A 26,014-nucleotide genomic window follows, 5' to 3' on the forward strand; every position below is an offset into this window, starting at 1 on the left:
CGATTGTGGGGGGCTAGTAGTGCGCCTACCGTGACCACAAACGAATAAATCCCGGGTGCCACTGGCAACCGGGAGTCTCTAACAAGCACGCACCACTGTCGTGGTGCCTACTCTTTTACCTTTATCCTGCGCTCACACTGAATGTAATCTCATGTGCAACGCGGCTTCGGGTGGGAGAAACTCCGCTTGCGGCCCAAGTACCTCCTGGAGGAGGCGCTACGGGCGGTAGTGCCCATAACAGTAACACCCGCAGAGTTAAGAACCAAATCGCGGTGTCGAAGTGCGTGTCGGCGTGCTCGTAGCGGTGCTACGTGCGGACGTGGAGCTGGTCGGTACCCCGCTGGTCGCCGTCCTTCGTATCGAGGCAGAGCTAGTCGTCGCCGCGGATCCACCCACTGTTGCTGTGCTGCTCGTCGTAACGCTCGCGGAAGTCTCAACCTTCGGCTCGCAGTCCTTTACGGCAGTGAGTGCTCCCCCTTCAAGGGCCTCGGTAACGGCACGATCCACGCCGGCCGCCAAGACGTTTAAGGCGGGAATGGCCTTGTCGGCACTCTCACCGGGCATGGTGACTTCGATGGCAAGGCCAATCGAGCCGCCGTTACCGGTATCGCGCACACCTACCTGGCGGTGCGTATAGCCGTTGTCTTCCTCAGACAGTCCCCAGCCACCTTTGGCACGCGTGTTGGGTAGCTTGTCCAAACCGTTGTCCTGCCAGGCCACGATCTCATCCATGGCATCGTAGACATATTCAGCTTCAGGTATGCACGGCAGTTGTGAGCCAAACACCGCTTGGTCCTTGAGCAACCAACGCGAATATCCAAATGGCTCCTCCAGCTCACCAGTGGAGCCATAATCATCCAGAAGTTCCTTCAGCGCACTGCTGGCATCGCCCTCATTCCATTGCACGTGGGACCACAACGCGTAGGCGGCATCATTGTCCGATTCTTTGATGGCCAAGTCCACAAGGTCGGGACTTGCGCCGTCGCGCAGCGCCGCGATGGCAATCGGTACCTTGACCGTGGACCACGTCGGCTCCTCCCCTGGCAATCCTGCCTGCACCACATCAGTGCTATCGGCCACCGCGACACCAGCCTGGATGTCATACTCCTGGTACTCATTCTCAACTTCGCTGATCACGTTGCGCAAAGCAGCTTTCAGGTCATAATCGGAGGCTTGATCTGTTCCCTTCGCTCCCCGCACTGAGGTTACTTCAGCGCTTTGTGAGTTCTCCGCTGGCTTGGAGCAACCGCTAACCATCGCGCCCGTAGCCAGGCATACGGTCAGCAGCGCGGCGCCGAGGCGTCGGCCGCGTTCCGTTCCTTCAAAGGTCACAAAACCTCCTTGAGGAAGCTGCCGGTGTAGGAACCTTCAACCTTGGCAACATCTTCGGGGGTACCTTGAGCCACGACAGTGCCGCCGCCGGAGCCACCCTCCGGCCCCATGTCAACAATCCAGTCAGCAGCCTTGATGACATCGAGGTTGTGCTCGATGATGATGACTGAATTGCCCTTGTCGACGAGGCTTTGGATAACGAGCATCAGCTTGCGAATGTCCTCGAAGTGCAAACCAGTAGTGGGCTCATCAAGGATGTAAACCGTGCGGCCCTTCGTGCGTTTTTGAAGCTCAGAGGCAAGCTTCACGCGCTGTGCTTCACCACCCGACAAAGTCGTGGCTGCCTGTCCCAGGCGCACATAGCCCAATCCCACCTCGACCAAGGTGTTGAGGTAACGGTGGATAGAGGTGATCGGTTCGAAGAACTCGGCCGCCTCCGTAATGGGCATGTCGAGGACCTCGGCAATGTTCTTGCCCTTGTAGAGAACCTCGAGAGTCTCACGGTTGTAGCGTGCGCCCTGGCAAACCTCACACGGAACGTACACGTCCGGCAAGAAGTTCATCTCAATCTTGATGGTGCCGTCACCCTGGCAGGCCTCGCAGCGCCCGCCCTTGACGTTGAAGGAGAAACGTCCCGGCTTGTAACCGCGAACCTTCGCCTCTTGGGTCTCGGCGAAGAGGTTACGGATCTTGTCAAAAACGCCCGTATACGTTGCGGGGTTGGAGCGCGGTGTACGGCCAATGGGGCTCTGATCTACCTGCACCAGCTTATCCAGGTGTTCAGTACCTTCCACACGCTTGGCGCGGCCTGGTACCTGACGGGCACGGTTGAGCTTGTTCGCCAGGGTCTTGGCCAGAATCTGGTTGACTACGGTGGACTTACCCGAACCAGACACACCCGTGACACACACGAGGACGCCCAGCGGGATCTCCACGTCAATCCCCTTCAGGTTATTCTCGCGCGCGCCGACCACCTTGAGCATGCGGTCACGGTCAATCGCACGGCGTGAATCCGGTACGGCGAGCACTTTCTGCCCAGAGAGATACTGGCCGGTGAGAGACTCCTCCACCTTCTCAATGCCGGCCGGTTCGCCTTGGTACACCACTTGCCCGCCAAACTCACCGGCACGGGGTCCGACGTCAACCAGCCAATCCGCCTCCCGAATGGTGTCCTCGTCGTGCTCAACCACGATGAGGGTGTTGCCGATATCGCGCAAGCGTTTGAGGGTCTTAATGAGACGCTGATTATCGCGCTGATGCAGGCCAATAGACGGCTCATCCAGCACGTAGAGCACTCCTGCTAGGCCCGAACCAATCTGGGTAGCCAGGCGGATACGCTGCGCCTCACCGCCAGAGAGCGTAGAGGCGCCGCGGTCCAACGTGAGGTAGTTCAAGCCCACGTCAAGCAGGAACCGCAGACGGGCCTGAATCTCCTTGAGCACAGCACCGGCAATGATTTCCTCCCGGTGACCCAGCACCAGCGAGTCGAGGAACTCAGCGGCGTCTTCGATAGACAGCGCGCTCAAACCAGCGATGGACTGCTCACCATGCGCAGTGGAGGCCAAGCGCACAGCAAGAATCTCGGGCTTCAGACGGGTACCACCACAGGTCGGGCACGGCACCCGGCGTGTGTATTGCAACAGGCGGTCCTTCTGCGATTCGGAATCCGTCTGTTCCAATTTGCGCTCTAGGAAGCCAATCGCGCCTTCGAATGGTGCGCTCCAGTTGCGCTGGCGGCCGTAGCGGTTCTTGTAGCGCACCGTCACTTCGACGTCGGATCCGTAGATCAGTGCGTGACGCTGCTCCTTCGTGAGCTCCGAAACTGGAGTTTTCGGATCGAAGCCTAGGGTCTTACCCAGCCCTTCCACCAGCTTGACAAAATAACGCGAATTCGGGCTCGAGGTCCACGGTTGAATAGCCTCCACCGCTGGGGCATCCGGGTCCGGGATAAGCAGGTCAACGTCCACCTCAAGGCGCGTTCCTAGGCCATCACAGTCCGGGCAGGATCCAAAAGGAGCGTTAAAGGAAAAGGCGCGCGGCTCGTACTCTTCCACGGTCAGGGTGTGGCCATTCGGGCAGGCGGCCTTTTCCGAGTACGTGTGAGTCAGCTCTTCGCGGTCGACAAAGTCGAGTGTCACGAGGCCTTCGGCAAGCCGCAGCGCCGTCTCTACCGAGTCCGTAAGGCGTTGCTTCTGAGAAGCCTTGACTTGCAGTCGGTCCACCACAACGTCGATATCGTGCTTGATTTGCTTCTTGAGCTTGGGCGGATCGCTCAGTTGATGCAGCTCACCGTCGACACGCACGCGGGAGTAACCTTGCGCCGCTAAGTCCTTAAACAAGTCCACAAACTCGCCCTTGCGGCGGCGTACGACGGGTGCCAGAACCTGGAACTTCAGCTTTTCCTCGTGGCCTAAAACCTCGTCCACGATTTGCTGCGGGGTTTGGCGCTCAATAACCGCGTCACATTTCGGGCAGTGTGGGGTGCCCGCACGGGAGAAGAGCAGGCGCAGGTAGTCATAGATTTCCGTAATCGTACCGACGGTAGAGCGCGGATTGTGATTCGTGGACTTCTGGTCAATGGAGACCGCCGGGGACAATCCATCAATAAACTCGACATCCGGTTTATCCATCTGTCCCAAGAACATGCGCGCATAAGAGCTCAAGGACTCCACGTAGCGGCGCTGGCCTTCGGCAAAAATGGTGTCGAAGGCCAGGGAGGACTTGCCTGAGCCAGACAAGCCGGTAAACACCACGAGCTTGTCGCGCGGGATATCGATATCCACGCCCTTGAGGTTGTGCTCGCGTGCGCCTCGTACGACCAAACGATCAGCCACTGATTGTTGCCTTCCTACACAAGAGAATGTTGGCTATGGGAGTTCTGGATCAGAATCTACCCGTAAGGTGGGGTACATGAACAACGCGGTTGAACTTCATAAAATTTCCGTTTCCGAGATGGACAACCAGTGTTACCTGCTCTGTGCAGGTAATGAGGCCTTGCTTATCGACGCCTCAGCGGACGCCCCTGCACTCCTCTCCCTCGCTGAAGATCACGGAGTCACCATCACCGCTGTTCTGACCACGCACCGTCATTGGGACCATGTCCGCGCGCTAGAGGAGGTCTTGGACAAAACTGGGGCGACTCACTACGCATCTTTCCTTGACTCCCCAGCTTTGCCGGCGCCTGTCGACGTCGAACTGGAGCACGGTGACAGTCTCCCCTTCGCCGGGCACGAGTTCCCCGTCCTCATACTCCGGGGCCATACCCCCGGTGGCGCCGCGATTGCCGTTGAGATCGATGGCGTAACGAACCTTTTCGTTGGCGATTCGCTCTTCCCTGGCGGCGTAGGAAAGACGACGTCGGAGGGAGACTTCGTGCGTCTGTACAAGGATGTCACCCAAAGGATTTTTGATGTCTACCCGGACGAGGCAATTGTCCATCCCGGGCATGGAGACTCCACCACCCTGGGCGCAGAGCGCCCGCACTTGGAAGAGTGGTGGGAGCGCCGGTGGTAACAGCGATTGTTGTTTAATCCGCGTACTATAGTGTGGCGAACGTCTTTACATATCTAATGAATGGAGCACGTCATGATTCGTAAGCTCGCCCGTCCTATGCTGGCCTCTGTGTTTGTCTGGGATGGTGTGGATACCCTCCGCAACACCTCGGAGCACGTCGCGGACACCGAGTCCGTGCTCAAGCGCCTTCGCAAGGTGCTGCCCCGAGAGTACGCAGGCTACATCCCCAACGACCCGGAGCTCGTTACCCGCGCGCTGGGCGGCGCCAAGACCGCTGCCGGTACCACCCTGGCTCTGGGTAAGGCTCCGCGCATGTCGGCTGCTGTGTTGGCGTTGACCCACGTGCCGAACCTCACGGGTAATGCTTTTTGGTCCGCTGATTCCAAGGAAGAGAAGGAATCCAAGCGCACTAGTTTCCTCACCAACACTGCACTGCTTGGCGCCCTTGCCATCGTCACCCAGGACACCGAGGGCAAGCCTTCCCTGCGCTGGCGTACCGCTAAGGCCTCCGAGCGCGCCAATAAGAAGATTCAGGCCGCACTGCCGGGTAAGTCTGAGCAGCAAAAGTTCGCCGAGGACGTGTCCAACCGTGCCAGCGACATTTCCTCTGAAGTGACTTCTAAGGCCAATGACTGGTTCGAAACCGCCAAGGATTATGTCGAGGACAACCGTGATGACTGGGAGTCCACCGGCCGCGACTTCCTCGATAACGCCCGCTCCTTCGTCGAAGAGACCGCTGAGACCGCTCGTGAGTTCTTCGATGACAACAAGGATGACTGGCTCAATGCGGCTCGTGAAAACACCGAAACCGCTCGCAAGGGTTTGGTGAAGGCCGCTGGCAAGGCACAGGATCGCGCTGATGCTGCCCTGGCACAGGTCGACTCTGTCGACAGCAAGCGTGCCCAGAAGAAGGCGCGTAAGCGTGCTGACAAGCTGCAGAAGGACGCCACCAAGAAGTTGGACAAGGCCTTCAAGAAGTTTGGTGACCGTTTCTAAACATCACGCCTAAACTGCGGATAGTCTCCGCACAAACACTGCACTTCTCGTTGCAGTAGAGAGGACAACGGCTCAGCGAGTATGCTGGGCCGTTGTCTTTTTTCATCTCCCTCTCTGTGCCTCTGTTCCACGAGAAGCCGTCGTACGCATCCAAGGAGCCTTGTGTCTGAATCTTCCTCTGCCACTCACACCGAGATGTGCGCCGAGCAGTCTTATGTCGATAGTCTCTTTGCACGGCTCGACAACGAGGTGCAGGCAGCGAATGAGCGCCTCAACGAGGTACAGGCAGCTGTGGACCCGCATACGCCAGATGCAGATGCTCTAGTGCGCCGCGAAACGGAGTATCACGGTCTGCAAGCGAAGCTCGACCGGCTCAACGTCGCTCAACTCGGCCTCGTGTTCGGCCGCATCGACATCGATGCGCCTGGTGATAACCCCACACCGGAAGGCCTGGATCGCCGCTATATCGGCCGCATGGGTCTTGATGCCCGCGAAGAGAACTATCGCACGCTTCTTCTGGACTGGCGCGCACCGATGGCCCGCCCCTTCTACCTCGCCACCACCGCGCACCCAGAAGGCGTGCACGTGCGCCGTCATATCCGCACGACCGGCCGGACCGTCACCGGCATTAGCGATGAGGTTTTGGAAGGCGAAGCCGCAGGTGAAAGCAGTGATGTAGCTAGCGAATCTGCTCTACACCACGTGATGCAACGCGCTCGCACCGGGCACATGCCATCCATCGTGGAGACCATCCAACGTGAACAGGATGAAATCATCCGCGATAACACTCGTGGCGTCATGGTCGTCGAAGGCGGTCCGGGCACCGGCAAGACAGCGGTGGCGCTCCATCGCGCGGCGTATCTGCTGTACACCTACCGCGAACAGCTCGCCGCTACTGGTGTGCTCATCGTGGGTCCCAACTCCACGTTCCTCGACTATATCTCCCGGGTGCTGCCAGAACTTGGTGAGACCGGTGTCGTACTCTCCACTATTGCGTCCCTCTTCCCTGGAATCGACGCGACCCACGCGGAGTCTTTGCTGGCACGCGAGATCAAGGGTTCTGAGGCTATGGCAGAGATTTTGTCGAACGCCGTCAAGGATTACCAGTGTCTTCCGGACGAACCTCGTACTGTCGACATCGATGGCCTTGAGCTCACCGTTACCGCCGACATGGTCAAGGCGGCTCGTACCCGCGCCCGACGCTCCCGCAAGCCCCATAACGACGCCCAAGGAGCTTTTGCTGAGCATCTCATCGAATCCTTGGCGCAGCACATGGCGGAGCGCATCGGCGCGGATCCGCTGGGTGGGGAGAACCTGCTCTCTCGCGCGGACGTGGACCAGCTCCACGACGATTTGGCTGAAGAGCCACTCATCGCGGAACTTATCGAGGAGTACTGGCCGCACCTGTCCCCCACGGAGGTCCTTGCCACGTTGCTTAGCAGCACTGCCCGTATAGACTCTGCTGCTAGCGCGTATGATGATGAAACCCGTGAGGCTCTCTACCGTGAGGAGGGCACCGCGTGGACATCGTCGGACGCGGCGCTTCTCGACGAACTCGCGGTCCTTATCGGAATGCCGGACCCGGAGGCTGAACGCGCTGCCGAAGACAAGCAGTGGCGTGAACAGGTCGCCGAAGCCGAGGATGCACTCGACATTTTGAGTTCCTCTGATTCGACAGACAACGATGATGACATGTTCGAGGCAGAGATTCTCTCCGCGCACGACGTCATCGATGCCGAGCATCTCGCCCGCCGCCAGGAGGTGCGTGATTCTCGTACGACTGCGCAGCGAGCCCGGGAGGACTACACCTGGGCCTATGGCCACGTCATTGTCGACGAAGCACAAGAGCTCACCCCCATGGAGTGGCGCATGATCTTCCGCCGCAGCCCATCGCGGTGGATGACGCTCGTGGGCGATACCTCTCAGACCGGATCCCCAGCAGGGGTCGATGAGTGGGCAGAAACGCTCGAGCCGTTTGTGGGCGATCGCTTCCGACAACACGGCCTCACGGTCAACTACCGCACCCCACGCCCCATCACGGAGCTAGCAAATCAGCTGTTGGAAGAGATCAACCCGGATGCCGCACCGAGTATTGCGGTGCGCGATGGCGTCGACGTCATCTGGCACCGCGGGGAAACGAGTGCGGATACAGTACAGAACACACCAGGAACGTTTACGGACGCTCAAGGCCGCTTGCATGCCGTGATCACCGCGGACACTGTGGAGGACATCAAAGGCCTCGAGTTTGACCACGTCGAAGTAGTTCATCCCGATGACATCGTGGCAGCCTCGCCCCAAGGAATACACAACCTCTATGTGGCGTTAACGCGCGCAACGCAGTCATTGACCATCTCTGGCCGCTACTCGGAGGTTTTCCGATAATCTGGTGCGCATGGCACTTTCCGATATCGCCCGCAAGATCGAATCTTCCACCAACTCCTTCACATTGAAACGTTCGGCACGTCAAGGCTGGCGTCCGTCCGTCACTGGTTACTCCGGGTACGGCAATGCCGAATTCGTGCACGTGTTAGGCCGAGTGCTGATGCACGATCCCGAATCGGAAAATTCCAGAACGTGGGCGCAGCGCGGCTACCGCCAGTTCTTCACCATCCAGGTACCACGCCATGAGGTGGAGGTCACCGTCGGCGGAAAAACAGTGCCAGGAACGACCAACCACAACGGCTATATTGATGTCCTCGTCCACAATCACGGTCTTGAACCCGGTTGGCACGAGGTCACCATCCGCGCAAAGGGCGCGGATGAGGTTACTGCGGACGTGCTCATCGTGGGGGAAGACGTAGAGCTTGGTGTGGTAAGCGATATTGATGACACCATCATGGTGACGTGGTTACCTCGCGCGATGATTGCTGCGTGGAACTCGTGGGTCAAGCGCACCGATAAGCGCGCTCCTGTAGCAGGTATGGCCAGCTTTTATCGGGACATCGCGGAGAAGCACCCTGGAGTGCCGTTCATCTACCTCTCCACCGGTGCGTGGAACACGTACGACACCTTGGTGACCTTCATGGAGGAAAACGGCTTCCCACGCGGCCCGCTCTTGCTCACGGACTGGGGCCCTACCCCTACCGGACTCTTCCGCAACGGTCAGGAACACAAACGTGTGCAGCTGCGTAACTTGTTCATTGCCTTCCCGAAACTACGGTGGCTGCTCGTTGGCGATGACGGCCAGCACGATCCCTTGACCTACGCCGATGCAACGGCCGAGCACCCGGACCGGGTGGCAGCGGTAGCGATTCGCAATCTTTCTCCGCAAGAGCAGCTACTCTCCCACGGTTCACTCGCTCCGCTGGTCAAGGCAAATGAGACGGGATCCTTTGACATCCCGCTCATTCAGGGCGCTGATGGTCATGTTCTCGCTCGTGCTCTGAGCAAACTCCATCTGTAGGCTTTGCGCCCAGAAAACGACACAGCGCGCGGCCTCCCTAGTCAAGGGAACCGCGCGCTGGATGTTGCGTCTTAGTTGACGGTGTGGACGATCATCACGTCGCAGTCAGACTGGCGAGCCACATCCGCCGGGACGGAGCCCAGCAGACGGCCGGTCAGGGAGTTGATACCACGGTTACCCACGATGAGCAGGTCAGCCTTGTTGTCGTTGACGATGGACATCAGGGCCTGCACCGGGGTGCCCGGGCGAACAGCGGTCTCGACCTTCGTCGCACCGAACTGCTCTGCGTGCTCCTTGCCAGCGGTGAGGTTGGCCTGAGCCTTCTCATCACCAAGGATGGTTACGGAATCCTGGCGCAGAGTCTTGGACGCCTGCTCCTGGTTCTCGTAGTAGGCACAGCCGATAATGAGGGTGGCATCGAAGGCTGCGGCGATCTTGGCGGCGCGCTCCACTGCAAGCAGGGAGGACTTGGAACCGTCGGTACCGACCACGATCTTGTTGTAATCGCTCATGATGACCTTTCTTCGCGAGCCCTCACGCACACGGGGCTCGGTTGACAATCAAATAAAGTTTTCGCGCACCCGCTAGTCTAACAACGCGGGCGCCACCACGTCGATCGGAACCCCTAGTCCTCGGTGGTGTTGACCACAACGACGTCAGCATGCGCCTTGCGGGTCAGCTCCGTAGCCACTGAGCCGAAGACTCGGCCACGCACGGAATGGATGCCCTTATTACCCACGACGAACAGGTCAACGTTGTAATCGCGGCCCACCTCGATGAGGGCATTCACAGGGTCGCCCGACTTTGCGATGATTTCGATATGCTTCGCTCCCTCATTGTGAGCAATTTCAGCAGCGTTGTTGAGGTAGCTTTCGGACATCTCCTCGCTCACCACTGGTAGGCGAGCATCCTCCGAGTTCGGGGCGCCCAACATGGAACCGGAGTGGTTGTAGAACGCAGAAACGATGATCAAGGTGGCGTCGTAGGCGCGCGCCATCGATGCGGCGGACTGCACCGCACGCAAGGACGTCTTCGAGCCATCGGTGCCGACGGCGATAACGTTATAGCTCAGCATAATTCTCCTTATAAGTAGCGTTTAATCTGTTTCTAGTATGACACGCCAACCCACAACAAGGGCGCTCATTTTCACCTAAATTCCCGCTTCCCTGAGACCGCGCTGTTCCTTCTTCAAATCCGCAATCTCGTCGCGCAGGCGCCCCGCCAACTCAAACTTGAGCTCGCGCGCGGCGTCCCGCATTTGGGACGTGAGATCGTCGATAAGCGCCTGCACTTCATCGGCTGCCATGGAGGACACATCGCGCTTCTCGACGATTGCCGTCGGATCCCCATCCGCACCATCCTCGGCGCCGTCACCGTCCTCATAGACTTGGTCGAGAATATCCGCGATCTTCTTGCGCAGTGGCTGAGGATCAATGCCGTGCTCGGTGTTATAGGCAATCTGCTTCTCGCGGCGGCGCTCGGTTTCCTCGATAGCCTCCTGCATTGAATCCGTAATCTTATCCGCATACATGATGACCTCACCGGAGACGTTTCGAGCGGCACGGCCAATGGTCTGAATGAGCGATGTTGTCGAGCGCAGGAAACCTTCCTTATCAGCATCGAGGATGGCCACGAGGGACACCTCCGGAAGGTCAAGCCCCTCACGCAACAGGTTGATGCCGACGAGCACGTCGAACTCGCCCAAGCGCAGCTGCCGCAAGAGTTCCACGCGCTGCAGGGTATCGATATCAGAGTGCAGGTAGCGAACCTTGATGCCGTGCTCCAGCAGATAGTCGGTGAGATCCTCCGCCATGCGTTTGGTCAAGGTCGTGACAAGAACGCGCTCCTGCTTGGCGGTGCGGGCACGGACCTCATCAATCAGGTCGTCGATCTGTCCCTTCGTGGGCTTCACCGTCACCTTCGGATCCACCAGGCCGGTCGGGCGAATGACCTGCTCCACGAACTCGCCGCCGGAAGCCGTCATCTCAAAATCACCCGGGGTCGCAGACATGTACACGGTTTGCCCCACGCGATCCTCGAACTCGTCGAAGGTCAACGGGCGGTTATCCACCGCCGAGGGCAGGCGGAAGCCGAACTCCACGAGGTTGCGCTTGCGGGCCATATCGCCCTCAAACATTCCGCCAATTTGCGGAACGGTGACGTGGGACTCGTCGATGATGGTGAGGAAGTCCTCGGGGAAGTAATCCAACAGCGTCGCTGGTGCCGAGCCCGCTGGACGGCCATCGACGTGGCGAGAGTAGTTCTCAATTCCGGAGCAGAAACCGACCTGCTCGATCATTTCCAGATCGTACTCAGTGCGCATGCGCAGACGCTGCGCCTCGAGCAGCTTGCCGCGGTTTTCCAAGTCTGCAAGACGCTCCGCCAGCTCTTCCTTGATGTCCTCGATGGCGCGAGCCATGCGTTCTGGACCGGCGACATAGTGGGTCGCTGGAAAGATGCGAATCTCGTCGACCCGCTCGATGACATCTCCGGTCAGCGGGTGAATGTAGTAGAGCTCATCCACGTCATCGCCGAAAAACTCGATGCGCACCGCGCGCTCCTCATAGGCGGGAATGATATCCACAGTGTCACCTTTGACGCGGAACGTACCGCGGGTAAAGCCCACGTCATTGCGCTCATATTGAATATCAACGAGCAAGCGGAGGAAGCGATCACGGTCGATCTCCTCGCCTTCTTCAAGCACCACAGATCGGTCAAGGTAGGACTGCGGGGTACCGAGACCATAGATGCACGAGACAGACGACACCACCACGACATCGCGGCGCGAGAGCAACGCCGAGGTGGCCGAGTGACGCAGGCGCTCCACGTCCTCATTGATAGAGGAATCTTTTTCAATGTACGTATCGGTCTGCGCGATATAGGCCTCAGGTTGGTAGTAGTCGTAGTAGGACACGAAATATTCGACCGCATTATGAGGTAGCAGCTGGCGTAGCTCGTTTGCCAGCTGCGCCGCCAGTGTTTTGTTCGGCGCCATGACCAAGGTGGGGCGCTGCTGCTTCTCAATCAGCCACGCGGCGGTCGCGGATTTACCCGTACCCGTGGCACCCATGAGAACAACATCGCGCTCGCCGCGCGTGAGGCGCTCATCCAATTCTGCAATCGCCGCTGGCTGGTCACCAGCGGGTTGATACTCTGATTCGACCTTGAACTCGCCGGAACGGCGCTCGACTTCACCGACGGGGCGGTGTTCAGAAACGGGCAGGATGGGATGTTCAGCAGCGAAAGCCATGCCGACCAGTCTAACGCGTCTTTAGGGCAAGGCGGCACGGGTCGAGCGCAGCCAGTCCTCCAGCTCACCCGTGGTCTCCCACAGGGCATAGACCGGGGATGAATCAGGTTCCATCGCTCTATTCATTCGCTTGCGCAACCAGGCTTTAGTTTGCGGGGTGCGCAGCATGTGCACATCGTCAACACTCAAGCCGGCGGGAAGCTGATCAGGCGGCGTCGTGGCCAGGGCCCCAAGAGCAATGATGACCTCCGCATCATCGACGTCAAGCGGTGTATCGACACAGGTGCGTTTGAAGTTTTCGAGATCGAAGGAGCCATCACGAATCTCCGCGAGCACTGCGCACGCGGCATGATTATCGAATGGTCCAACATCCCAAGTTCCCATGGAGGATGAGATTAAGCAGTGAAGATGAACGAGTCGGGAGCGAAAGGTAAATTTTGTCTACCAAGTCCTTTAAATGTTGCTGCTCTGCTTTAGAATCGGCAGGCATGAAGTTTCGTTCCCTTGCTAGCGCGGTAACCGTGACCGCTCTCCTCCCCGTTGCCCTCGTTGCCCATGCCCCACAGGCCCTCGCTGCTCCCTGCACGCCATACTCCAAGTCCGGAAGCTTTACCTCGAAGCCTGTCGGCCCTTCAGGTGGATCCTCATTGGGCGGACTAAGTGCGCTGTTCAATGGCTCGTCCAAGCCATCGCAGTCGGAGCGCTCCACTACTGGCCAGCGCAGCAACTATAACCAGCGCCAAATCACCGGCGGCCCTACCCAGATCATGCAGCTCATTACTGGCGCCGGCTCGCCCAACCGTACAGACCTTGACTTCGATGTTTCCGGTACAGACCTCGGCATTGCCTACGCGGATGGTGGTGGGCGTTCCTACTACGTCTTTGGTGACACCATGGATTGCGTCGGCGAAGGTGATGGCTGGCGCTCCAATGTCATCCTGCGGACCACCGACCAGGATTACGGTGACGGTCTGCGCCTCGATGAAGCACTGACCAACCGCGGCTGGTCAGGCTCCGGCCGCGCGAAAGAATTCATTCCTTCGCAGAAGGTCGGCGATGCCGACACGAACGGTGAGCGCACGACCATCCCTACGGCGGGCATTGCGGTCGACGGCGTGCACTATATCGATTACATGTCGGTACGCTCCTGGCATGACCCGGAGACCGGCTGGTCCACCAACTATGCCGCAACGGTGAAGTCTACCGACGGCGGTGTTACCTGGCACGCGGTTCCGGAGGCTACCCGCACCAACGCCAGCCACGGTGCGAATGCGCCCATTCCGGGCGGGGCAAACTACCAGGACGGCTTTGAGAAACTCCAGCAGTCGGCATACGTCGAACACGGCGACTACGTCTACCGCTTCACTACAGGTCAAGGTCGCCGCGGTCCGGCCTACCTTTCCCGCGCGCTCAAGTCCGAGTTCCCCAACGAAGATGCCTTCGCCTACTACGCTGACGGGTCCTGGGTCGAGGATCCTTCCCAGGCGAGCGTCGTGCTGGATGGCAAGGTCTCCGAGCTTTCCGTTGCCTACAACGATTACCTAGGCAAGTTCGTCACGATGTACGGCGTCGAGGGCGAGGGAATTGTCATGCGCACAGCAGATTCCCCCGAGGGCCCGTGGTCCTCACGCCGAAAGCTTGTCGACGCCTCCACGGCCAAGGTCATTAGCGGTGAGCCCCTCAATGACACGTACGCTCCCTACGTGCTGCCACACCAAGATGACCAGCACCTCTACTACACGCTGACCTCATGGCGCGATTACAACACCATGCTCATGCGCACGGATCTTGACTTCGTGGGCGAGGACATGGAAAACAACGATCACATCGCTGTCTCTGACGTCGTGGCGACGCGCTAGCTAAAAGCGACGCTTCAGCTCCTCAACGGCCGCCGCAACCTGCGCATCCAGCGCCTCGCGGGGGCCGTTGTTGTCAATGAGGACGTCGGCTGCTGCGCGACGAACATCATCAGGAATCTGCGCCGCAATGCGGCGGCGCGCGTCGTCTTCCTCAAGCCCCCGAAACTCCACGAGGCGGCGCACGCGTTCTTCCACATCGACGTCCACGACGATGGTCGCGTCCATGTCCTTATGCAGGCCATTATCCACCAACAGAGGCATGTCATAGACCACAAACTCCTCGCCAGCACGGCGAGCAGCGGCGAATTGGGCCTGAGCTTCCTCCTGAATTCGTGGATGCGTAATGGAGTTGAGAAGGTCCGTCTTCTCCCGGCTCGCAAAGGCACGCGAGGCAAGCAGGCCTCTATCGAGCGAGCCGTCTGCGCGCAGGATATCCTCCCCAAAAGCCTCTGCCAGCTCCGCTAGTGCGGGCTGACCAGGTTCGACGATGTCGCGGGCGATCCGGTCGGCGTCGACAAGCGCCCAGCCCTGCTCCACCAACAACTGTGCCACTGTGGATTTGCCGCTACCGATACCGCCGGTGAGTCCAATGAGTTTCATACCGGCCCACGATACGCTACACCAACGACTCAAGGCCGCCCCTCCCGCAATGGGGAGAGACGGCCTTATGAACTCAGACGCTCACGCGCACGACACGTGGGGCGTCAACGAGTCGGGTTTAGTTGCCTGCGAGCTTGTCGCGCAGAGCAGCAAGCTGCTCATCGGATGCGAGGGAACCGCCAACCTCTGCCTCGGTCTCGGATGCCGGAGCTGCATCCTGGGACTCGGAGGAGTAGTTGGAGTTGTTCGCAGCGGACTCAGCGGCCTCAGCAGCTGCTGCACGGTTGCGCTCGATCTGAGCGGTGTGCAGGTTGAAGCGACGCTCGGACTCGGCGTAACGAGCCTCCCATGCCTGGCGCTGCTCGTCGAAGCCTTCCTTCCACTCGTTGGTCTCCGGGTCGAAGCCCTCGGGGAAGACGTAGTTGCCCTGCTCGTCGTAGGAGTCAGCCATGCCGTACTTGGACGGATCGAACTCGTCGGTGTAGTCCTCATCTGCCTGCTTAACGGACAGGGAGATACGACGACGCTCGAGGTCGATGTCGATAACCTTGACCATGACTTCCTGGCCAACGGTGACAACCTGGTCCGGGACCTCCACGTGGCGCTGAGCCAGCTCGGAGATGTGGACGAGGCCCTCGATGCCCTCCTCGACGCGAACGAAAGCGCCGAACGGAACGAGCTTGGTGACCTTGCCCGGGACGATCTGGCCCACAGCGTGGGTGCGGGCGAAGACGCGCCACGGATCCTCCTGGGTTGCCTTCAGGGACAGGGACACGCGCTCGCGGTCCAGGTCGACGTCGAGAACCTCGACGGTGACCTCGTCGCCCACGGTGACAACCTCAGACGGGTGGTCGATGTGCTTCCAAGACAGCTCGGAAACGTGAACCAGACCGTCGACACCGCCGAGATCGACGAAGGCGCCGAAGTTGACGATGGAGGAGACGACGCCCTTGCGGACCTGGCCCTTCTGCAGCTGGTGCAGGAACTCGGAGCGGACCTCGGACTGGGTCTGCTCGAGGTAGGCACGGCGGGACAGGACGACGTTGTTGCGCTGCTTGTCCAGCTCGATGATCTTGGCCTCGAGCTCCTGGCCGATGTACGGCTCCAGGTCGCGAACGCGGCGCATCTCAACGAGGGAAGCCGGGAGGAAGCCACGGAGGCCGATGTCGAGGATGAGACCACCCTTGACAACCTCGATGACGGTACCGGTAACCGGCTCTTCCTTGGCGTGCAGCTCTTCGACGGCGCCCCAAGCACGCTCGTACTGTGCGCGCTTCTTGGACAGGATCAGACGGCCTTCCTTGTCCTCCTTGGTGAGAACAAGTGCGTCGATCTCGTCGCCGACCTCGACAACCTCATCCGGGTTGACGTCGTGCTTGATGGAAAGCTCGCGGGACGGGATAACGCCCTCGGTCTTGTAACCGATGTCGAGCAGGACCTCGTCGTGGTCAACCTTAACCACGGTGCCCTCGACGATGTCACCATCGTTGAAGTACTTGATGGTGGCGTCGACAGCTGCGAGGAAGTCCTCTGCGGTTCCGATGTCGTTGATCGCAACCTGAGGGGTGTTAGAAGTTGGCATGTAGTTATGCTCCGAAGTGACGTAGGAGATCGTGATTGGACAGTTACGCGTCTCTTGAAAAGCGTCATTAAGCAGCGTAAATACGCAAGGCTTAAGATGGATTTCAATCCCGACTCGCGGTCCGGCTGAACTCTCCTACAGTAGCCCAGTTCGTCCCGAGTCATAGACACGCTCGTCCAACACTACATCCATGCAGCTACAAGGGCAAATGTGCCACGCGAAAGGACCTATGTTTTCTGTCTCGGCGGCCAACCGCGCTTTTTGGGACTCCGATGCTGACTCGTATCACGCTACCCACCCGGAGTATCTTTCATCCTTTTATTGGTGCCCGGAGATGCTTCATGAGTCGGAGGCGCAGTTGCTTGGCGATGTCTCCTCGGCCACCGTCCTCGAACTCGGTTGCGGCTCCGCGCCCTGCACGCAGTGGCTGCAGGGACGCGCGGAGTTCGCGACGGGATTCGACCTCTCCGCCGGGATGCTCTCCCATGCCGAACCCGGGCTGCCACTAGTCCAGGCGGATGCCCTGGCACTTCCCTACCGCGATGAGGCCTTTGACGTGGTCTTTTCTGCTTTCGGGGCACTGCCCTTCATTGCAGATTTGGATGCGGCGCTCGCTGAGGTACACCGCGTCCTGCGTGCCGACGGCCGATTCGTCTTCTCCGTGCCGCACCCGATGCGCTGGGTCTTCCCCGACGACCCGACCAGTCTGACAGCAGAGCTGTCCTACTTCGACCGCGCGTACCTTGAGCAGAACTCTGACGGTGAGCTCACCTACGCCGAGTTTCACCGCACATTGGGTGATTGGCTGCGCGCTCTCCAGGTCCGCGGGGGTTTTAAGATTCTTAACCTGATAGAACCAGAGTGGCCAGAAGGCCTCGACATCACGTGGGGGCAGTGGTCGCCTGAGCGAGGCGCACTCTTCCCCGGAACCGCGATTTTCGTCTGCCAGGCCGTCGATACCCTCCCGTAACTCCCCACAGCAAAGACAGGAGGTGCGGGGACGTAAGCTGGCAGACATGGTTCTAGAACGCCTCGGCATTGTGCTGCGCCGCGTGGTGGCGTGGTGGATCGATGCTTTCCTCGCCGCCGCTATCATCCTCGTCATCAAGTGGCTAACCAACCTAGCCACCGATGGCATACTGACTGGGCGCGCCGGCGAAATCTACGACATCACGGCCCTCGCTGTGGTTTTCTATACCTACCGTGTGTGGGTCGAAACTACGAAGCAGACTTCGCTGGGTAAGTGGTCGCTCAAACTGGAGGTTATTGCGCAACGCCCCGGCATTGCCAGCGCCGCTATCCGCAACAGCTGGCTGTTGCTCACGCTGCTAGCGCTCACCGGGCTTCCCATGGTCGAAGGCATCATTCTTGCAATCTTGGGCCTTAGCGTGGTGCTGATCGGCCAAACGCCCTTCGACCTGTTGGCGGGCTGCCTTGTGGAGCGCCGCACGCCCACTGAGGATGAACGTGCGGTGGGATTGACCTAATTCCTAGTGTGCGGCCGCATCCCAGTTCTTGCCCTGGCCCACGGAAACCTCCAGCGGCACCGTTAACTCGATAGCCTTATCCATCTCGCGTTCCAAGATGGTATGCACCTTTTCCACCTCACCGGCTGCGACCTCAACCACAAGTTCATCGTGGACCTGGAGCAATACGCGCGACTCCATGCCCTCAAGTGCCTTGTCCACGCGAATCATGGCCACCTTGATAATGTCAGCCGCCGTGCCCTGAATCGGGGCATTGAGCGCAGCGCGCTCAGCATTCTCGCGAGCTACACGGTTGTCGGAGTTGAGTTCTGGTAGGTAGCGACGGCGACCGAAGACTGTTGAGGTATAGCCGTCCTTGCGAGCTTGGATCACCACCTCATCGAGGTAGCGCTTCACGCCTCCAAAGCGCTCGAAGTAGCTCTCCATAATCTGCTTTGCCTCGCCGGCCGGAATTCCCAGCTGCTGCGATAGGCCATAGGCCGACAAGCCGTACACCAGGCCATAGGACATGGCCTTGACGCGACGGCGCAGCTCCGGAGTAACCTCATCGACGGGCACATCAAAGACCCTTGACCCCACATAGTTGTGCAGGTCCTCGCCTTCTCGGTAGGCCTCGATGAGTCCCGGGTCGGCTGAGAGGTGCGCCATGACGCGCATCTCAATTTGGGAATAGTCGGCAGTAATCAGCGTGTCAAAGCCCTCGCCCACCACAAACGCGGAACGAATCTGGCGTCCGGCTTCCGTACGCACCGGAATGTTCTGCAGGTTAGGTTCCGTCGATGACAAACGTCCAGTGGAGGTCACCGTCTGGTTAAAGGTGGTGTGGATGCGGCCATCCGGGTGGATCGTCTTGATAAGTCCTTCCAGCGTGGTCTTCATCTTCTGGTACTCGCGGTGCGCCAAAAGATGGTCGAGGAAAGGATGCGGGTGGCTAGCCGCCAGCTGCTCAATTTCCTTGGCAGCGGTGGAATAGCCGGTCTTGGTCTTCTTCGTCTTCGGCATATCGAAGGTCTCGAAAAGCACCGCCTGCAGCTGCTTCGGCGAATTCAGGTTGAGAGAGTCATCCCCTGCCAACTCGCGTGCAGCGCGTTCCTGTTCATTGACCTGCTCGATGAAGGCATCACGCTGGGTTTCCAGGATGTCCTTGTCCACGGCGATGCCGGCGGCCTCCATACGAGCCAAAATAGTTACCAGCGGTAGCTCAAGATCGGTATACAGCTCGAAGGAATCGATCTCTTGCAGTTGGGTCGTAAGCTCTGCGGCGAGCTCCATAATTGCCCCAGCTTGGTCTACCAACGGGTTGTCGTCGAGGATAGAGAGCTGCTCGCTTGCCTGCCCCAAAGACTTCTTCAGGTGACGCTGGTAGACGTCACTCAGCTCGTACGTGCGCTGGCCCGGCCGCAAGAGGTAGGCAGCGAGGGCAGTGTCATGTGCGATGCCTCGCAGCTCGATGCCACGGCCGGCCAACATGTGGAAAGCGGCTTTGGCTTCATGGAAGTACTTCGGCGCGTCCGAGGACAGCCACTCAGCAAGGGCAGCATCATCCTCCGCGCTGAGATCAGCAAGTTCGAGCTGGAGGCCTTCAAAGGATTCGTCGACAAGCGCCAGCGCTGAGGCATCACCCGCACCCGGAGTTCCATTTCCTTGCACAAAAACCGCAACGTTCTTGCGCACACTATCGCCGTCCTTGAGCCACTCCGCCACTGTTTGGTCAGTAATGGACACTGCGACCTCAGGCGACTCTTCCGCCGCTGCGGCCTCAGCATCCGCGTCGTGCGGAATGGCACTCAGTACACGTTCGCGCAGGTTAGTGCCAAATTCCAACTCGTCAAAACGCGCGGCTACCTCACTAGCAACTGCCCCTTGGAAAGCCAGGTCTGCCGGCCCCACCTCAAGCTCCATGTCGGTCACCATCTGTGTGAGCTGTCGGTTCAGCTTGACTTGCTCGATGCGGTCACGGAAATTCTGACCGGCCACGCCCTTAATCTCATCAGCATGATCGATGAGTTCGTCGAGGGACCCATACTGCGTAATCCACTTCGTAGCGGTCTTCTCCCCCACCTTCGGCACACTAGGCAGGTTGTCAGAGGGATCTCCACGCAGGGCCGCAAAATCCGGGTATTGCTGCGGAGTCAGACCATACTTTTCCTCGACTGCTGCCGGGGTAAAGCGATGCAGGGTAGACACGCCGCGCATCGGGTACAGAACCGTCGTGGACTCATCGACTAACTGCAAGTAATCGCGGTCACCCGTCACCAGCAGGGTCTCGTAATCAGATCCGGCTTGCGTGGACAAGGTGGCCACAATGTCGTCGGCCTCAAAGTTGTCACGGGACAATGTCGTGATACCCAGCGTGCCCAAAACTTCACGTATGAGCTCTACTTGGCCGCGAAACTCCTCCGGGGCTGCTTCTCGTTGAGCCTTGTAGTCTGGGAACATCTCGGTACGGAATGTCTTGCGGCCAACATCAAAAGCCACGGCCACGAAATCAGGCTTCTCCTCGTTGAGAATATTGGCCAGCATGGACAAGAAGCCATACACCGCGTTGGTGTGCTGACCTCCCGAGGTGGAGAAATTCTCCGCGGGAAGTGCATAAAATGCGCGGAAGGCCATAGAGTGGCCGTCGATAAGCAAAAGTCGGGGCTGAGAAGTAGTCACCCAGCCCATCCTAACGTGTTGTGTGACGCGCCACCGCTCGCCCTCATTCCGCGCCCCAAGGTCTTCTCCTACCGCCTTCAAACCGCCCTCAAACCGCGCGCGGGCAGGCAATTAGGTCTGCGTTAGTCGGCTGCGCTAATATCTTTCCCAGTGCGCCCCTGTAGCCCAATTGGCAGAGGCAACGGATTCAAAACCCGTCCAGTGTGAGTTCGAGTCTCACCAGGGGCACCATTACACCCCACGACAGAGTATGTTGTGGGGTGTTAGCGTTTCCCCTATCTTCCCTTCCGAAAGGTTTCCCTCCCTATGCGTCGCACCATCATCGCTCTCAGCACCGCAGCTGCCCTCACCTTTTCTGGCACGGCCGTAGCCACCGCCGCTGAGTCGAGCGTGAAGACTACCAACTCCTCCACTATCTCTTCCAAAGCTGAGGACTCTTCCTACTACCAGAAGCTTCGTGAGTCTGCGGCGTCCTCCAACGACCCGGACCTCAACCGTTTCTACGTTGTCCTCCTCGACGGGCTCATCGGTCTCGCCGCCTTCGCCGTCATTGGTTCCCTGTACGGCGAGTTGGCCAAGCGCCTGCCCTTCTAACGCTCCAGCGCATATCCTTCCTTCGAGTGAATAATTTGCATACGACTGCCGTTCGGTGAAAGAATAGGGAGTCATCTGCTCATCTCCTTCCCCTCGGCACGGCATTCCCACCGCAGGGGTAGTCAACGATACTTTCGGTTTATGCACTTTATTCTTAACGCCATCCGCGGCGCCCTCATTGGCATGGCCGAGTTGGTCCCCGGAATTTCCGGTGGAACCGTCGCGCTCATCGTCGGAATTTATGAACGCGCTCTGCGCAACGCCAATGATCTCATTTCCGGCCGCTTCACAAAGGTCGAATGGGGCTTTCTTCTATCCGTTGCCGCTGGCATGTTTATTGCTGTCTTCGGTTTCTCCACGCTGCTCCACAACTTCGTGGAGGGCCAAGTTTCCCTCTCCCGCGCACTGTTCCTTGGCATGGTCGCTGTGTCCATCATCGTGCCGCTGAGCATGATGTCGCGCTTTTCGCCGGGAGCCATCGTCGCGTTTGTCATCGCCACCGTCGCGATCTTTTTTGTCACAGGCTTTACCTCCAGCCCCGTGGAGGATCCCAGCCTCGTCGTGGTCTTCTTCGTCGCGATGGTCGCCGTCTGCGCTCTCGTTCTGCCCGGTGTATCTGGCTCCCTCATCCTCTTAACGATGGGTCTCTACGAGCCGATCATCGGCGCAGTATCTGACCGTGACATGGGCACCGTCGGTGTCTTTGCGCTGGGTGCCGTGTGCGGCCTTGCGGCCTTTGTCAAGATTCTCAACTACCTTCTGGATAATCACCGCAATCCCACCCTCGCAGCCATGGCAGGTTTCATGCTGGGTTCCTTGCGCGCACTGTGGCCCTGGGGCGCTGAGCAAGACGCATCCACGCCGATGATTCTGCTCATGCTCGTCGTTGGCGCTGTCATCGTGTCCATTTTCATCGTTGCGGACAGGCGCAAGGCCGCAACCTATCAAGAGAGTTAAGCCATGAAGAAGACCACGGCCGTCGTGAGCGCTGCCGGGCTAGCGGTGACAGCCATGCTCTCCGGCTGCGTCACCAACGAGGAACCCGCGCTTCCGGAGGGGTGGACCGCGCCCAACGTCGACGAGGTCCCTGAAATCGCTGCCATGTATGAGGACGCCGACGGTGTCCTCACGGTGGGCACTAACCCACCTTTCGCACCTTTTGAGTTCAAGGACTCGGACGGCTCCATTATCGGGTTAGAAATGGACCTGGCACATGCCGTAGCCCAGGTATTGGGCTTAGAGTTTCAGCCAGTAGAGCAAGACTTTTCCATGATTCTCCCGGCTGTCCAGTCAGGCCAAGTTGACCTCGGCGGTTCTGGTTTTACAGATACTCCCGAGCGCCGAGAAAACTTTGACTTCGTCGATATCCTCTATGCCGGTATCCAGTGGGCCGCCCTTACCGATGGACCCCGCGACGTCGACCCCTCCAATCCCTGTGGCCTCACAGTTGCGGTTCAGCGCACCACCGTGTCGGAGACTGATGACCTCCGCCCTAAGCAGGAAGCATGCAACGGTGACCTCACTATTTTGCCGTATGACACGAGCGACAATGCCGCCCTCGCCGTCCTCATGGGCCGCGCCGATGCGCTTTCTGCCGACTCCCCCGTTTCTGCTTGGTCGGTGAACCGCTCGGACGGCCGCATGGAGATGGTCGGCGAAATGTTTGATGCCGCCCCTTACGGCTTCGCAGTGCCCAAGGACTCCGACTTGGGCCCAGCTGTGGCCGCGGCGTTCCAGCACCTCATCGACACCGGCGCGTACGCAGAGATTCTTCAACAATGGGGTGTCGACGAGGGCCTCGTCGAGCACGCCATGATTAATGAAAGGCCGATCAATGACTAACTCTTCCTCTCCGGCAACGTCTACACCCCCGCCTAAAATCGAGGCCCGTCCGCTCCGCCACCCATGGCGCTGGGTTTTCGCGGCTGTTCTTATCCTCTTGGCCGTCTGGTTCATTATTGCCTCGGCCCGCAATGAGGCCTTTGGGTGGGGCACATATGCGCAGTATCTCTTCGATACCCGCATCGCCACTGCGGCCCTGCACACCATCGCCATTACTATCTTGGCCATGATCATCGGTGTGGTGGGTGGCGCCGCCCTCGCCGTTATGCGCATGTCCCCTAACCCGGTGCTCAGGGGCGTGTCCTGGGTCTTCCTGTGGCTCTTCCGCGGCACTCCTATTTATGTCCAGCTGGTGTTTTGGGGCTTGCTGTCTGCCCTCTACCAGTCCATCAACTTGGGCTTTACGGAGATTTCTCTTACCGCCGTGCTCACCAACGCTTTCCTGCTCGCGGTACTGGGCTTGGGCCTCAATGAGGCTGCCTACATGGCCGAGATTGTGCGCTCCGGTATCTCCTCGGTTCCGGAAGGCCAGAAGGAGGCCTGCAAGGCGCTGGGAATGGGCTGGTGGATGACCATGCGCCGCACGGTTCTGCCACAGGCCATGCGCATCATCATCCCGCCGACCGGCAACGAGTTCATCTCCTTGCTCAAGACCTCTTCTTTGGTTGTGGCCATCCCCTACACGGCAGAAATCTTTGGCCGTGCCACGGATATCTCGGCGGCTCTCTTCGAGCCCATTCCGCTCCTCATGGTCGCTGCCACGTGGTACCTCGTCATCACTTCCCTACTCATGGTGGGCCAGTACTTCCTCGAGCGCCGCTTTGAGCGCGGAGCCACGCGCGAACTTACTGGCCGCCAGCTTGCTGCGTTGGCTGACGCTGAAGGCACCATTCCCCGCAACGTGTCCGTCATCCCGGAGGTTAAGAAGTAATGACGACTCCCATGATTTCCGCACAGAACGTGTACAAGTCCTTCGGCCAGCTGGAGGTGCTCAAGGGCATCGACATCACCGTCATGCCTGGTGAGGTGGCATGCCTGCTGGGCCCGTCTGGTTCGGGTAAGTCCACGTTTTTGCGCTGCTGCAACCACTTGGAAAAAGTCACGGCGGGGCGTCTCTACATTGACGGAGAGATCATTGGCTACCGTGAACGCGATGGCGTGCTCTATGAGATCTCCGAAAAGGAGGCCGCCACTCAGCGCCAAGACATCGGCATGGTGTTCCAGCAGTTCAACCTGTTTAGCCACCGCACGGTTCTCGAGAACATCATTGAAGCACCTATCCAGGTCAAGAAGCAGAATCCCCAACAGGCTAAGGAACGTGCCATGGAGCTGCTCGACAAGGTCGGGCTAGCCCACAAGGCTGACGCCTACCCGGTGCAGCTGTCCGGTGGCCAGCAGCAGCGCGTCGCCATTGCCCGAGCTGTGGCCATGGAACCCAAGCTGATGCTTTTCGACGAACCCACCTCCGCCCTCGACCCCGAGCTCGTGGGCGAGGTCCTGCGCGTCATGAAGGAGCTTGCCGCCGATGGCATGACCATGCTCGTCGTGACCCACGAGATGGGTTTCGCTCGCGAAGTTGCGGACAAGATTTTCTTCATGGACGGCGGTACCGTCGTCGAGTCTGGCACTCCGGAGCAGGTCCTAGACAACCCGCAGCACCAGCGCACCAAGGACTTCTTGTCCTCGCTGCTCTAAGCGGCATAAAACGACTGAAGTCCGGCTAGATCGTTTTGATCTGGCCGGACTTTTGCTTTTAAGAATCGGAAGAATTCGACGTCTCTTCTGTGCCCTCATCCTCGGCTTCTTCGGATGAAGAAGCCATTGGGTTATCAGCAGACTGTGCTTGGATAACATCATCCAACACCGCGTGGATATAAGGCGCGGCCTGATTGTTGGAGTACTCCGAAGCAAGCTCTACGCCTTCGACGAGTGCCGTGGCGTTCGGGACGTCCTCGTTGAAGAGAATCTCCCACACAGCCACGCGCATAATCGCACGGTCAACTGCTGGGATACGCTCCAGTGACCACTCATCAGAGAGGTAGCGGGCGATCGCCTCGTCGATGGCGTCGAGCTCCTCAGCAGCACCCGTCACAATGACGCGGGTGTAGTCAGCGATAGGAGCAACACCGTTCTCTGGGTCACGGGCAAGAACCACGCGGTCTTCGACGATGGCGACAGGGTCAACGTCACGTGACTCAGCTTCGAAGAGGATGTCGGCGGCACGACGGCGCGCACGGTAGCGCGCGGTGTGGCGCTTATAGTTTGGCTCAGGCTGGGTCATCTTAGTTGTTGACGCGGGAGAGGTACTCGCCAGTACGGGTATCGATCTTCAGGATGTTGCCGATCTCGATGAAGAGCGGAACCTGGATCTCAGCACCGGTTTCCAGGGTGGCCGGCTTGGTGCCACCGTTGGAGCGGTCTCCCTGCAGACCCGGCTCAGTGTGCTCGACCTTGAGGTCAACGGAAATCGGCAGCTCGCCAAAGAGAGCCTCGCCATCGTGGAAGGAGACCTGCACGCGCATGTTCTCCAGCAGGAACTTGCCGGCGTCACCGAACTTGTCAAACGGCAGCTCAAACTGCTCGTATGTCTTGTCATCCATGACCACGTAGTTCTGGCCATCGTTGTACAGGTAGGTCATGTCGCGGCGGTCTACGTTAGCGGTCTCCACCTTGACACCAGCGTTGAAGGTCTTATCCGTCACCTTGCCGGAGACGACATCCTTGAGCTTGGTGCGCACGAAGGCAGGGCCCTTGCCCGGCTTTACGTGCTGGAACTCAACGATCTGCTGCAGCTTGTTGTCGATCTTCAGAACGAGGCCGTTCTTGAAGTCAGTGGTATCTGCCATGAAATGACTCTCCTGAACACATTGAAGTAGAAACTATGAAAACAGTGTTTAA

Annotated in this window: 23 protein-coding genes and 1 tRNA gene; 13 read left to right on the top strand and 11 right to left on the bottom strand. The window is 59.1% G+C overall.

Annotated features, from left to right (window positions below; genetic code table 11):
- Positions 1 to 255: 255 nt before the first annotated feature.
- Together I6J26_RS00580 and uvrA are read right to left on the bottom strand one after the other, a co-directional pair.
- A complete protein-coding gene (locus tag I6J26_RS00580; protein ID WP_181815374.1) occupies positions 256 to 1,332 on the bottom strand; it encodes an S-adenosylmethionine synthetase in 1,077 nt (358 codons plus the stop codon).
- On the bottom strand, positions 1,329 to 4,166 hold the full coding sequence (gene uvrA, locus I6J26_RS00585) for an excinuclease ABC subunit UvrA (RefSeq protein WP_115022309.1): 2,838 nt from the start codon (positions 4,164 to 4,166) through the stop codon (positions 1,329 to 1,331). The genes I6J26_RS00580 and uvrA overlap by 4 nt, the downstream gene beginning before the upstream one ends.
- Positions 4,167 to 4,242: 76 nt before the next feature.
- On the opposite strand from uvrA, the gene I6J26_RS00590 reads away from it, so the two are divergent.
- The 4 genes from I6J26_RS00590 to I6J26_RS00605 all read left to right on the top strand — a co-directional run bounded on the left by I6J26_RS00590 (position 4,243) and on the right by I6J26_RS00605 (position 9,244).
- Positions 4,243 to 4,845, top strand: coding sequence for an MBL fold metallo-hydrolase (locus tag I6J26_RS00590; protein WP_115022310.1), 603 nt, complete (start codon positions 4,243 to 4,245; stop codon positions 4,843 to 4,845).
- 72 nt (positions 4,846 to 4,917) lie between these two features.
- Positions 4,918 to 5,841 (top strand): DoxX family protein, encoded by a 924-nt coding sequence (locus tag I6J26_RS00595; protein ID WP_115022311.1) that lies wholly within the window; start codon positions 4,918 to 4,920, stop codon positions 5,839 to 5,841.
- Between the two features lie 195 nt (positions 5,842 to 6,036).
- Positions 6,037 to 8,223 carry a HelD family protein gene (locus tag I6J26_RS00600; RefSeq protein ID WP_239121859.1) on the top strand — a complete coding sequence of 729 codons (2,187 nt, stop codon included), beginning with the start codon at positions 6,037 to 6,039 and terminating at the stop codon, positions 8,221 to 8,223.
- A gap of 10 nt (positions 8,224 to 8,233) precedes the next feature.
- Positions 8,234 to 9,244, top strand: a complete 1,011-nt coding sequence (locus tag I6J26_RS00605; RefSeq protein WP_115022313.1) for an App1 family protein — start codon at positions 8,234 to 8,236, stop codon at positions 9,242 to 9,244.
- A gap of 71 nt (positions 9,245 to 9,315) precedes the next feature.
- Here the strand turns inward: I6J26_RS00605 and I6J26_RS00610 are convergent, their stop codons facing one another.
- The 4 genes from I6J26_RS00610 to I6J26_RS00625 form a co-directional block, all read right to left on the bottom strand.
- Positions 9,316 to 9,756 (bottom strand): universal stress protein, encoded by a 441-nt coding sequence (locus I6J26_RS00610; protein ID WP_039675608.1) that lies wholly within the window; start codon positions 9,754 to 9,756, stop codon positions 9,316 to 9,318.
- Between the two features lie 113 nt (positions 9,757 to 9,869).
- Positions 9,870 to 10,319 carry a universal stress protein gene (locus I6J26_RS00615; RefSeq protein WP_039675610.1) on the bottom strand — a complete coding sequence of 150 codons (450 nt, stop codon included), beginning with the start codon at positions 10,317 to 10,319 and terminating at the stop codon, positions 9,870 to 9,872.
- 75 nt (positions 10,320 to 10,394) lie between these two features.
- Positions 10,395 to 12,494 (bottom strand): excinuclease ABC subunit UvrB, encoded by a 2,100-nt coding sequence (gene uvrB, locus I6J26_RS00620; RefSeq protein WP_115022314.1) that lies wholly within the window; start codon positions 12,492 to 12,494, stop codon positions 10,395 to 10,397.
- A 21-nt stretch (positions 12,495 to 12,515) separates the two neighbouring features.
- Entirely contained in the window at positions 12,516 to 12,878 is a 363-nt protein-coding gene (locus I6J26_RS00625) for a DUF4259 domain-containing protein (RefSeq protein WP_115022315.1), read from the bottom strand.
- Positions 12,879 to 12,982: 104 nt separating this feature from the next.
- Between I6J26_RS00625 and I6J26_RS00630 the strand changes: the two genes are divergently transcribed.
- Entirely contained in the window at positions 12,983 to 14,353 is a 1,371-nt protein-coding gene (locus I6J26_RS00630) for a DUF4185 domain-containing protein (protein ID WP_115022316.1), read from the top strand.
- Here I6J26_RS00630 and coaE read toward each other — a convergent pair whose 3' ends face one another.
- Positions 14,354 to 14,953: a dephospho-CoA kinase gene (gene coaE, locus I6J26_RS00635; RefSeq protein WP_115022317.1), complete on the bottom strand. Its 600-nt coding sequence runs from the start codon at positions 14,951 to 14,953 to the stop codon at positions 14,354 to 14,356.
- Between the two features lie 118 nt (positions 14,954 to 15,071).
- Positions 15,072 to 16,535, bottom strand: a complete 1,464-nt coding sequence (rpsA, locus tag I6J26_RS00640) for a 30S ribosomal protein S1 (RefSeq protein ID WP_039675620.1) — start codon at positions 16,533 to 16,535, stop codon at positions 15,072 to 15,074.
- Positions 16,536 to 16,764: 229 nt separating this feature from the next.
- Between rpsA and I6J26_RS00645 the strand changes: the two genes are divergently transcribed.
- Positions 16,765 to 17,505, top strand: a complete 741-nt coding sequence (locus tag I6J26_RS00645) for a class I SAM-dependent DNA methyltransferase (protein WP_115022318.1) — start codon at positions 16,765 to 16,767, stop codon at positions 17,503 to 17,505.
- A 46-nt stretch (positions 17,506 to 17,551) separates the two neighbouring features.
- Positions 17,552 to 18,022 (top strand): RDD family protein, encoded by a 471-nt coding sequence (locus tag I6J26_RS00650; RefSeq protein ID WP_115022319.1) that lies wholly within the window; start codon positions 17,552 to 17,554, stop codon positions 18,020 to 18,022.
- Positions 18,023 to 18,025: 3 nt separating this feature from the next.
- Here I6J26_RS00650 and polA read toward each other — a convergent pair whose 3' ends face one another.
- The gene (gene polA, locus I6J26_RS00655; RefSeq protein ID WP_115022320.1) at positions 18,026 to 20,689 is read right to left on the bottom strand and encodes a DNA polymerase I; all 2,664 of its coding nucleotides are present in this window, start codon (positions 20,687 to 20,689) and stop codon (positions 18,026 to 18,028) included.
- 145 nt (positions 20,690 to 20,834) lie between these two features.
- Here polA and I6J26_RS00660 point away from each other — a divergent pair.
- The 6 genes from I6J26_RS00660 to I6J26_RS00685 all read left to right on the top strand — a co-directional run bounded on the left by I6J26_RS00660 (position 20,835) and on the right by I6J26_RS00685 (position 24,811).
- A tRNA-Leu gene (locus I6J26_RS00660) sits at positions 20,835 to 20,911 on the top strand.
- 75 nt (positions 20,912 to 20,986) lie between these two features.
- Complete coding sequence (locus tag I6J26_RS00665) at positions 20,987 to 21,274, top strand: hypothetical protein (RefSeq protein WP_115022321.1); 288 nt, start codon at positions 20,987 to 20,989, stop codon at positions 21,272 to 21,274.
- Positions 21,275 to 21,415: 141 nt separating this feature from the next.
- Positions 21,416 to 22,231, top strand: a complete 816-nt coding sequence (locus tag I6J26_RS00670) for a DUF368 domain-containing protein (RefSeq protein WP_115022322.1) — start codon at positions 21,416 to 21,418, stop codon at positions 22,229 to 22,231.
- Between the two features lie 3 nt (positions 22,232 to 22,234).
- Entirely contained in the window at positions 22,235 to 23,116 is an 882-nt protein-coding gene (locus I6J26_RS00675; RefSeq protein WP_115022323.1) for an ABC transporter substrate-binding protein, read from the top strand.
- Positions 23,109 to 24,047: an amino acid ABC transporter permease gene (locus I6J26_RS00680; protein ID WP_115022324.1), complete on the top strand. Its 939-nt coding sequence runs from the start codon at positions 23,109 to 23,111 to the stop codon at positions 24,045 to 24,047. Before I6J26_RS00675 ends, I6J26_RS00680 begins: the two co-directional genes overlap by 8 nt.
- A complete protein-coding gene (locus tag I6J26_RS00685) occupies positions 24,047 to 24,811 on the top strand; it encodes an amino acid ABC transporter ATP-binding protein (protein WP_115022325.1) in 765 nt (254 codons plus the stop codon). The genes I6J26_RS00680 and I6J26_RS00685 overlap by 1 nt, the downstream gene beginning before the upstream one ends.
- 58 nt (positions 24,812 to 24,869) lie before the next feature.
- Here the strand turns inward: I6J26_RS00685 and nusB are convergent, their stop codons facing one another.
- Positions 24,870 to 25,397, bottom strand: a complete 528-nt coding sequence (gene nusB, locus I6J26_RS00690) for a transcription antitermination factor NusB (RefSeq protein ID WP_115022326.1) — start codon at positions 25,395 to 25,397, stop codon at positions 24,870 to 24,872.
- Between the two features lies 1 nt (position 25,398).
- The gene (gene efp, locus I6J26_RS00695) at positions 25,399 to 25,962 is read right to left on the bottom strand and encodes an elongation factor P (RefSeq protein WP_039675637.1); all 564 of its coding nucleotides are present in this window, start codon (positions 25,960 to 25,962) and stop codon (positions 25,399 to 25,401) included.
- Positions 25,963 to 26,014: the final 52 nt, after the last annotated feature.

The sequence above is a fragment of the Corynebacterium minutissimum genome (assembly GCF_016889765.1).
GTDB classification, from domain to species: domain Bacteria; phylum Actinomycetota; class Actinomycetes; order Mycobacteriales; family Mycobacteriaceae; genus Corynebacterium; species Corynebacterium minutissimum_B.